9 protein-coding genes are annotated in these 7,565 nt (G+C 72.2%); 3 read left to right on the plus strand and 6 right to left on the minus strand.

What is annotated here, in order from left to right:
* Positions 1–62: 62 nt before the first annotated feature.
* The 4 genes from ACN6LB_RS45240 to ACN6LB_RS45255 form a co-directional block, all read right to left on the minus strand.
* Positions 63–653, minus strand: coding sequence for a hypothetical protein (locus ACN6LB_RS45240; RefSeq protein WP_445031021.1), 591 nt, complete (start codon positions 651–653; stop codon positions 63–65).
* 24 nt (positions 654–677) lie between these two features.
* A complete protein-coding gene (locus ACN6LB_RS45245) occupies positions 678–1,379 on the minus strand; it encodes a hypothetical protein (RefSeq protein WP_445031022.1) in 702 nt (233 codons plus the stop codon).
* An 80-nt stretch (positions 1,380–1,459) separates the two neighbouring features.
* Entirely contained in the window at positions 1,460–1,903 is a 444-nt protein-coding gene (locus tag ACN6LB_RS45250) for a nuclear transport factor 2 family protein (protein WP_445031023.1), read from the minus strand.
* Positions 1,904–1,975: 72 nt separating this feature from the next.
* Positions 1,976–2,695 carry a helix-turn-helix transcriptional regulator gene (locus ACN6LB_RS45255; protein ID WP_445031024.1) on the minus strand — a complete coding sequence of 240 codons (720 nt, stop codon included), beginning with the start codon at positions 2,693–2,695 and terminating at the stop codon, positions 1,976–1,978.
* Between the two features lie 109 nt (positions 2,696–2,804).
* On the opposite strand from ACN6LB_RS45255, the gene ACN6LB_RS45260 reads away from it, so the two are divergent.
* Positions 2,805–3,425 (plus strand): dihydrofolate reductase family protein, encoded by a 621-nt coding sequence (locus ACN6LB_RS45260; RefSeq protein WP_445031025.1) that lies wholly within the window; start codon positions 2,805–2,807, stop codon positions 3,423–3,425.
* Between the two features lie 48 nt (positions 3,426–3,473).
* The gene (locus ACN6LB_RS45265) at positions 3,474–3,983 is read left to right on the plus strand and encodes a GNAT family N-acetyltransferase (RefSeq protein ID WP_356142880.1); all 510 of its coding nucleotides are present in this window, start codon (positions 3,474–3,476) and stop codon (positions 3,981–3,983) included.
* A 42-nt stretch (positions 3,984–4,025) separates the two neighbouring features.
* On the opposite strand, the gene ACN6LB_RS45270 is transcribed toward ACN6LB_RS45265, so the two are convergent.
* Both ACN6LB_RS45270 and ACN6LB_RS45275 read right to left on the minus strand, forming a co-directional pair.
* Positions 4,026–6,161 carry a DHA2 family efflux MFS transporter permease subunit gene (locus tag ACN6LB_RS45270; protein ID WP_445031026.1) on the minus strand — a complete coding sequence of 712 codons (2,136 nt, stop codon included), beginning with the start codon at positions 6,159–6,161 and terminating at the stop codon, positions 4,026–4,028.
* Between the two features lie 373 nt (positions 6,162–6,534).
* Positions 6,535–7,029 carry a hypothetical protein gene (locus ACN6LB_RS45275; protein WP_445031027.1) on the minus strand — a complete coding sequence of 165 codons (495 nt, stop codon included), beginning with the start codon at positions 7,027–7,029 and terminating at the stop codon, positions 6,535–6,537.
* Positions 7,030–7,096: 67 nt separating this feature from the next.
* Between ACN6LB_RS45275 and ACN6LB_RS45280 the strand changes: the two genes are divergently transcribed.
* On the plus strand, positions 7,097–7,285 hold the full coding sequence (locus ACN6LB_RS45280; RefSeq protein WP_445031028.1) for a peptidoglycan-binding domain-containing protein: 189 nt from the start codon (positions 7,097–7,099) through the stop codon (positions 7,283–7,285).
* The last annotated feature ends 280 nt before the right edge of the window (positions 7,286–7,565 follow it).

Here is a 7,565-nt window from a genome sequence, read left to right on the forward strand (position 1 = left end):
GGACGACGGTCCGGGGGCGCGGCCTGTGTGCTGTCCGCGTGCTGCCTGCGTCTGCCGGGTCCTCAGATCCTCAGCAGCCGCTCCGTCAGCTCGCGGTAGTCCCGCAGGGCCAGGCGGAGTTGCTCGGTGTCGGAGGAGTCCTCACCGGTGGTCTGCCAGGACGCGCGCAGCGTACGGCGACGCTGCGTCACCGCGTCCGTGAGCCGCTCTGCGGCCTCCTCCAGCACATGGTCGGCCTCCTCGACGGACGCCCGCGGACCGTCGACGAATCCACCGACGGCGTGCTGCAGCCGCAGCGACAGCTTGTCGGTGTCGTCGTGCGGGACCAGCCGGGTGTCGTGCGCGGAGCCCTTGCGGGCCGCGGCACCCATGCCGGTGCCCATACCGGTGTCCCTACCGGTGTCCATGCCCTCCCGGGCCGGCGTGTCCGTCGTACGGCTCGTACGGCCGCCGCCGAGGTCTTCGGCCTGAGCGGCCTGGCCCATGCGGCCCTTCATGGGCGCGGGCCGGTCGCCGCGCGGTGTGCCTTCCATGTGCTCGGCACGCTCGGCGCCCGTGATGCCTTCGGTGCGTCCTTCGTTGCGTTCTGCGTTGCGTTCTGCGTTGCGTCCTTCGGTGCGTCCGGTGCCTTCGGTTCCTTCACCTGAGATCACGTACTTCACCTTCCTCGGCTGCCCTCAACTGCCCTTCGCCTGATGCCTGTTGAACGCCCACGGCAGATGGGACCGGCTGTGGGAGGCGGAGCCCTCGGTGCGGGCGGGCGCCGCTGCACGGGTGTCTCCGGCCGCCTCGGAACCGTCGTCCGCGCGGTGGCGGGCGTGGTCGCGGCGGGACGGGGTCACCAGCTCGTCGAAGAGGGCGCGGGCCTCGACCATGGCCTCGCGCAGCTCCTCCGTACCGGCCCCGCCGTCCGCGGTGCCGGACTGTGCGGCCCGGTGCACCTGACGGAAGCCGTGGACGCGGTGCCCGTGGTGCACGGAGAGCGCGGCGAGCTGCTCCTCGTAGCGGCCGCCGTCCGGGAAGCCGCGTTCGCCGGCCAGCTCCTGAAGCAGCCGGTCCGCCTCGGCGACCGCCTCCCGCGGCGAGTCGACGAAGCGTTCCTGGGCGGCCGTCCAGCGGGCCACGTACTGGTCACGGGCCGCGGGTTCCAACGGCCGCTCACGCAGCGAACCGTGCCGCTTGACGCGTTCGGCAAGGTCGCGTTCGGCGGCCCGGGCGTCGCCGTCGTGCCGGGCGACGGTGCGGTCGTACTCGGGTCCGAAGCGTCGCCGCAGGTTTCGCCCGCCCTGCGGCCTCCGGGCGAGAAGGACAAGGGCGGCCGCGACAATGACAACGGCCGCCACGATCACGATCAGAGCGATGATCACGCCTGTGGACATGGATGCCTTCCGGGGTCCTCGGCCCAACGGGCCGGCTCCCCGTCCGGGTTGCCCGGAACTCGCCCCTCAAACAGCGCCCGTCACGCAGCGAAGCGACGGTGCCCCGTCACGGACCACACCGTCACGATGCGTCCCTCCCGTACCTCGATCAGGTCGATGCCGCTCTTCGCCAGGCCGGCGCCTGAGGCGTCCTCCCCCTTCACGTACCAGCGGGTCGCCGCGCCGCGCTGCCCGGCGTCGACGAGCGGGGTGCCGTCCATGGCGTAGTGGAGGGCGGGGTAGGACGCGCGGAACCGCGCGATGTAGTCGACGACGGCCGCCGGTCCGTGGATGTCGTCGGTCTCCGCGCCGTCGGGGGTGTTGCCGAACCGGATCCGGAAGTCCGGGTCGAGGAAGCGCTCGGGCTCGCTGAAGTCGCCGTTCCACATGGCCGTCCAGCGCGCGAAGAGGGCGATCCCCGTCTCGGGGGTGAGGGTGTCGGGGGCCGAGTCCGTCGTCGTGGTGGTGGTCGTGGTCGATGTCATGGTGGTCGCCTTCCGTGGTGGGAGACAACAGCTTCACGCCCGTGCGCGACAACCCCCTGTCGGTGATTGCGCTCACATCCCCAGCTCGGTCAGGGGCATCAAGTCCCAGCCGAGCGTGTCGAGTTCGGCCAGGTCGATCGCGCGTTCCGGTATCCGCTCGTCGAGCAACGCGGCCTCCCGTATGCGGTCGAGACGGAAGCAGCGCACACCGGAACGCAGCCGGCACCACGCCACCAGGTACCAGTGGTCCGCGCCGCCGAGGAAGGCGAGCGGCTCGACGGTACGTCCGGTCAGCGCGCCCGCGACGTCCGCGTACTCCAGGCGCAGCACCCGCCCGGCCGCCAGAGCCTCCCGCAGCGGTCCCGGCACGGCCGGCGCGGGCGGCTGCCGCTCGGCCGAGGCGGGCACGAGCAGCTGGACCCGGCCCGCGAGGTCCGTGGCGGCCGTGCGCTCCCGGTCCGGCATCACGGCGAGCACCTTGTGCAGCGCGCTGCGCGCGTCGGCCGCGAAGGGCGTGCCGGTGAGCGCCCGCAGGGCGACGGCCAGCGCGGTCGCCTCGGCGGGGGTGATGGTCAGCGGCGGCAGGGTCCGCTCCCGGTCCAGGACGTAACCGCCGCTCCGGCCGGGTTCTGCGTAGACCGGCACGCCCGACTGCTGCAGCGCGGCGAGATCCCGCTCGATCGTGCGGACGCTGACCTCGAAGCGCAGGGCGAGCGTCCGCGCGCTGCGCGGGCGGGGCGCGGCGGCCCGCAACTCCTCGACGAGCGCGTACAGCCGGTCTGTTCGGTTCATGACGACCAGTTTCCGTAATTCGTCCGGCGGGCGTGTCGATTCGGGGTCGGCCCGTTCGACGCACGGAGTGAGAAGAGCGAGAAGCCAGAACCCCCTTGAGGAGATCATCATGAGCAAGGTCGTCGCACGGCTCGCCATGTCGCTGGACGGATTCATCGCCGGGCCCGACTCCGGAGTGGAGCACCCCCTCGGCATCGGCGGCGAGCGCTTGCACCAGTGGGTGTACGGGCTTCGCGCGTTCCGGGAGGCGCAGGGCCTGGCCGGCGGGACGGACAACGCGGACTCGCGGATGCTCGAAGCCTGGAACGCCCGGTCCGGCGCGGTCGTGATGGGCCACGGCATGTACGTCACCGGGGAGATCCCGTGGGGCGACAACCCGCCCTTCCACCACCCCGTGTACGTCGTCACCCACCACCCCCGCGAGACCCTCCACAAGGAGGGCGGCACCGACTTCCACTTCGTCACCGAGGGCCCCGAGCACGCTCTCGCGCTCGCCCGGGAGGCCGCGGGCGAGAAGGACGTCTCGCTGGCCGGCGGCGCGCACCTCGTCCAGCAGTTCATCCGCGCGGGCCTGCTCGACGAACTGCTCCTGCACATCGTCCCCGTCCTGGCCTGCACCGGCACCCATCTCTTCGACGACCTCGGCACCGAGCACATCGAGTGGCACAAGACCGAGGTCCACGACTCCCCCGAGGTCACGCACATGCTGCTGCGGGCCGTGAAGCCCTGAGGAAATGCGGTTGCCGACAGGGCGGGGCACGCCGTGACAATGATCGGCATGACCCGTGAGGCACTCCCCTGGACGATCGCTCCCGAGCCCTTCGACTCCCCCGTCGCCGCCGAACTGTGGCGGGCGTACTACACGGAGGTCAGCGACCGCTGGTACCTGCTCCACGAGGCGCGGCGCACCGACCCCGACGAGCTGGAGCGGGAGATCGCCGCCGACACGGGCGCGTATCTCGCACCGCCCGGTGGAGTGCTGCTCGTCGCGCGGTACGGGGGCGAGCCGGCCGGCACCGCGGGCGTGCAACTGACGGACGCGGCCACGGCCGAACTCAAGCGCGTCTTCCTCCGCGAGGGGATGCGCGGCCGGGGTGGCGCGGCGCTGCTGGTGGCCGCCGCCGAGGACGCGGCGCGTGGCCTCGGCGCCGAGCGGATCGTCCTCGACACGCGTAACGACCTCGTGGAGGCGCGCACCCTGTACGCCCGCCTCGGCTACGAGGAGACCGCGCCGCACAACGACAGCACCTACGCGGAACACTGGTTCGCGAAGAAGCTCACGGGCTGAAGAATCCGACCGACTGGGGGCCCATGTGAGGTCCTGGGCGGATCAGGCGACCGTCCTGTACGGGCGTGTCGTCGCCCCGTCGTGCGGGCGTTCCGCATCGGAGCCGCACATCTCGGCGTTGAGTTCCGTGATCAGCTGGGCCAGGTCGGTGGGGCGGTCCGGGCCCCACCAGTCGCCGAGCAGTTCGGCCAGGGACTCCTCGCGGGCCTCGGCCAGCTTCCCCGCGGCGACCCGGCCCTCGTCCGTGAGGACCAGGTCGACGCCCTCGCGCACGGCGAGGCGGCGCTCCTCGACCTGGCGGGCCGCCGCGATCACGACACTCAGCGGTACGGCGCTGCGCTCGGCGAGCACCGCGGGCTCGGCCCAGCCGTACTTCCTGATCCGCAGCAGCAGCCAGCTCGCGGCGGGCAGCAGGTCGTAGCCCGCCCGCGCGGTGATCTTCTCGTAGATCTCCCGGCGCCCCTCGCGGGTGCCGAGCACGGACAGCGCGCGGCACACCTCGTCGTACGACGAGCGTTCCACCGGGTTGCTGGCGAGCGTCTCCGTGAGATCGGGGGTCGTGACGGCGCCCCGCAGCTTGTCCTCGCGCAGGAACCAGGCCAGCACGAAGCCGACGACGGCGACCGGGGCGGCGTACAGGAAGACGTCCGTGATGGACGAGGCGTACGCGTGCAGGACCGGGGGCTGCAGGGTGGACGGGAGTTGGGAGATGCCCTTCGGGTCGGCCTTGAGGGAGTCCGCGGTGATGCCCGCCGGGAGCTGCTGTCCGCTGAGGGCGTCCGTCAGCTTGTCGCCGAGGCGGCTCGCGAAGACCGTGCCGAAGATGGCCACGCCGAACGAGGCGCCGATGGAGCGGAAGAAGGTGGCGCCGGAGGTGGCGACGCCCAGATCCTCGTACGACACGGCGTTCTGCACGATCAGCACGAGGACCTGCATGACCAGGCCGAGGCCCAGGCCGAAGACGAAGAAGTACGCGCTCATCTCGCCGGTGCTGCTGTTCTCGTCGAGCTGGTGCAGCAGGAGCAGACCGAGGGCCGTGACCGCCGTGCCGGCGATGGGGAACACCTTCCAGCGGCCGGTACGGCTGACGATCTGGCCGGAGGCGGTGGAGGAGATCAGCAGGCCGAACACCATGGGCAGCATGTGCACGCCGGACATCGTGGGCGTCACGCCCTGGACGACCTGGAGGAACGTGGGGAGGTACGTCATCGCGCCGAACATGGCGAAGCCGACGATGAAGCTGATGACGGCGGCGAGCGTGAAGGTGCGGATGCGGAACAGCTTGAGGGGGAGGACGGGTTCGGCCGCCCTTTGTTCGACGGCGACGAAGGCCACCGCCAGGACGACGCCGAGGACCGCGACGCCGATCAGCTGCGGCGAGTTCCAGTCCCAGGTGGTGCCGCCGAGCGACGCCACCAGGATCAGGCAGGTGGCGACGGTGGCGATGAGGAGGGTGCCGAGGTAGTCGATGACGTGATGCTCGGCGCGGTGCGGGATGTGCAGGACCGCCGCGATCACGGCGAGGGCCACGATGCCGACCGGCAGGTTGATGTAGAACACCCAGCGCCAGCTCAGATGCTCCGTGAACAGGCCGCCGAGCAGCGGTCCCAGCACGCTCGTCGCGCCGAACACCGCCCCGAACAGCCCCTGGTACTTGCCGCGTTCGCGCGGCGGCACGAGGTCGCCGACGATCGCCATCGACAGCACCATCAGCCCGCCGCCGCCGAGACCCTGGAGCGCGCGAAAGCCGATCAGCTGCGGCATGTTCTGCGCCATGCCGCACAGCGCCGACCCGATCAGGAAGATCACGATCGCCGCCTGGAACAGCCGCTTTCGGCCGTACTGGTCGCCGAGCTTGCCCCACAGCGGGGTCGCCGCGGTCGACGCGAGCAGGTACGCGGTGACCACCCAGGAGAGGTGCTCCAGGCCCCCGAGGTCGCTGACGATCGTCGGCAGCGCGGTCGACACGATCGTCTGGTCCAGCGCGGCGAGCAGCATGCCCAGCAGGAGGGCGCCGATCGAGACCATGACGCCGCCGGGTACGTGCTGGTCGGGGGTTTCGCCCCTGCGGTGACGGCCTCGGGTGGGGGTGTCGGGAGCCACGGCCGGTGGCGGCGAGCTCGTTTCCCGCCCTGCCGCAGGCTGCGCTTCTCCGGCGCCTTGCGCGTCCTCGGTCATGCAGACCTCCCGTGGGCCCCTCGGGTCTCGGCCACGTTCCATCCTGGTCGGTGTGACCGGTTATGGCCTGTTGAGTCCTCCCCGTGGCCGGGAATCCGGGGGCTCCTGGGCCTCGTGTGCGGAAGATCTGCATAATCTGTGGAGTTCTCAGGGGGAGGGATTCACGCGTGACCGATGTGAACGGGCTTGTCTGCCCCGAGTGCGGAGCACCCCGGGCGCCGGACGGCACGCCTTCCTGCGCGTGCACGCAACGGGCGTCCGACGCTCTGCGGGACGCCCGCACGGCGGAGGCGGCCGCGGCGGAGGACTTCGATCCGTTGCGGATACGGCCCTACGTGGAACTGGAGCCCGGGGAAGTACCGGCCGGGGGCGCTTACGGGGACGGGGACGGGTCCGCGGCCACGATGCGGCTTGCGGCGCTGCCGGGGGCGGGGTCCGAGCCTGGGCCGGTCCCGGGGGAGCCGGCGGTTTCGGTGGAGCCGGCGTCACGGCGTCGGGCGCGTGCTGTTCTGCTCGGTGTCGCCGCGGCTGTGGTGACCGTCGTGGCCGCGGCGGGGTTCGCCGGCGGGATGTTCTCGTACGACACCCCCGCGCGGGACCGGGCGTTGCCCGACGACGCGCGGGCGAGCGTGCCGGACGTGTCGTCCGAGGCTGCCTCGGCGTCCGCGTCGGGGGGTGTGCGCTCCACGGCGCCGGTGCGGGGGTCGGTTCCGGTGCCCAGCCGTGGCGCGGGTGCGGCTCCTTCCCCGTCGGCCTCGCCGTCGCCGTCGGTTTCCGCGTCGCCCTCGGCATCGAGCACGGGGGTTCCCTCGCCGACCGCCACGCCGTCCGAGGCCCCCTCGACCGTCTCCGCCACCGGGTCGGTCATTCCCACCGAGGGCAACCGGGACCGGCGCCGCTCCCAGTCCCTCCAGCTCGGCGACCAGGGCCCCGACGTGACCGAACTCCAGCTCCGCCTCTCCCAGTTGGCCCTCTACGTCGGCGACACCAACGGCACGTACGACACCCAGGTCGAAGACGCCGTACGCCGCTACCAGTGGGCCCGCGGGATCACCGCCGACCAACTAGGCGTCTACGGCGGCACGACCCGGTCCCGTCTGGAATCGGAAACCCGGGAGCCCTGATCCGCGCTGCCGGCGTGGGCGCCGTTCGCGGGGCGCGGTGCGGGTGCGTTGTGGATCGGGTCCGTGCCGTCTGCTGGCGTGGGCGCCGTTCGCGTGGGGGCCGGTGGGAGGGTCGGGTCCGTGCCGTCTGCTGGCGTGGGCGCCGTTCGCGTGGGGGCCGGTGGGTGGGTCGGGTCCGTGCCGTCTGCTGGCGTGGGCGCCGTTCGCGTGGGGGCCGGTGGGTGGGTCGGGTCCGTGCCGGTACGTCTTGCCCGTCGCCGCGTGGGCGTACTGCCCGGGA

The organism is Streptomyces sp. SAS_270 (genome assembly GCF_052543295.1).

Excerpts from the sequence above, each read along its gene's own strand:
- ACN6LB_RS45245 (WP_445031022.1), bottom strand. The coding sequence starts at position 1,379 with ATGTCCACAGGCGTGATCATCGCTCTGATCGTGATCGTGGCGGCCGTT.
- ACN6LB_RS45250 (WP_445031023.1), bottom strand. The coding sequence starts at position 1,903 with ATGACATCGACCACGACCACCACCACGACGACGGACTCGGCCCCCGAC.
- ACN6LB_RS45255 (WP_445031024.1), bottom strand. The coding sequence starts at position 2,695 with ATGAACCGAACAGACCGGCTGTACGCGCTCGTCGAGGAGTTGCGGGCC.
- ACN6LB_RS45260 (WP_445031025.1), top strand. The coding sequence starts at position 2,805 with ATGAGCAAGGTCGTCGCACGGCTCGCCATGTCGCTGGACGGATTCATC.
- ACN6LB_RS45265 (WP_356142880.1), top strand. The coding sequence starts at position 3,474 with ATGACCCGTGAGGCACTCCCCTGGACGATCGCTCCCGAGCCCTTCGAC.
- ACN6LB_RS45270 (WP_445031026.1), bottom strand. The coding sequence starts at position 6,161 with ATGACCGAGGACGCGCAAGGCGCCGGAGAAGCGCAGCCTGCGGCAGGG.
- ACN6LB_RS45275 (WP_445031027.1), bottom strand. The coding sequence starts at position 7,029 with ATGACCGACCCGGTGGCGGAGACGGTCGAGGGGGCCTCGGACGGCGTG.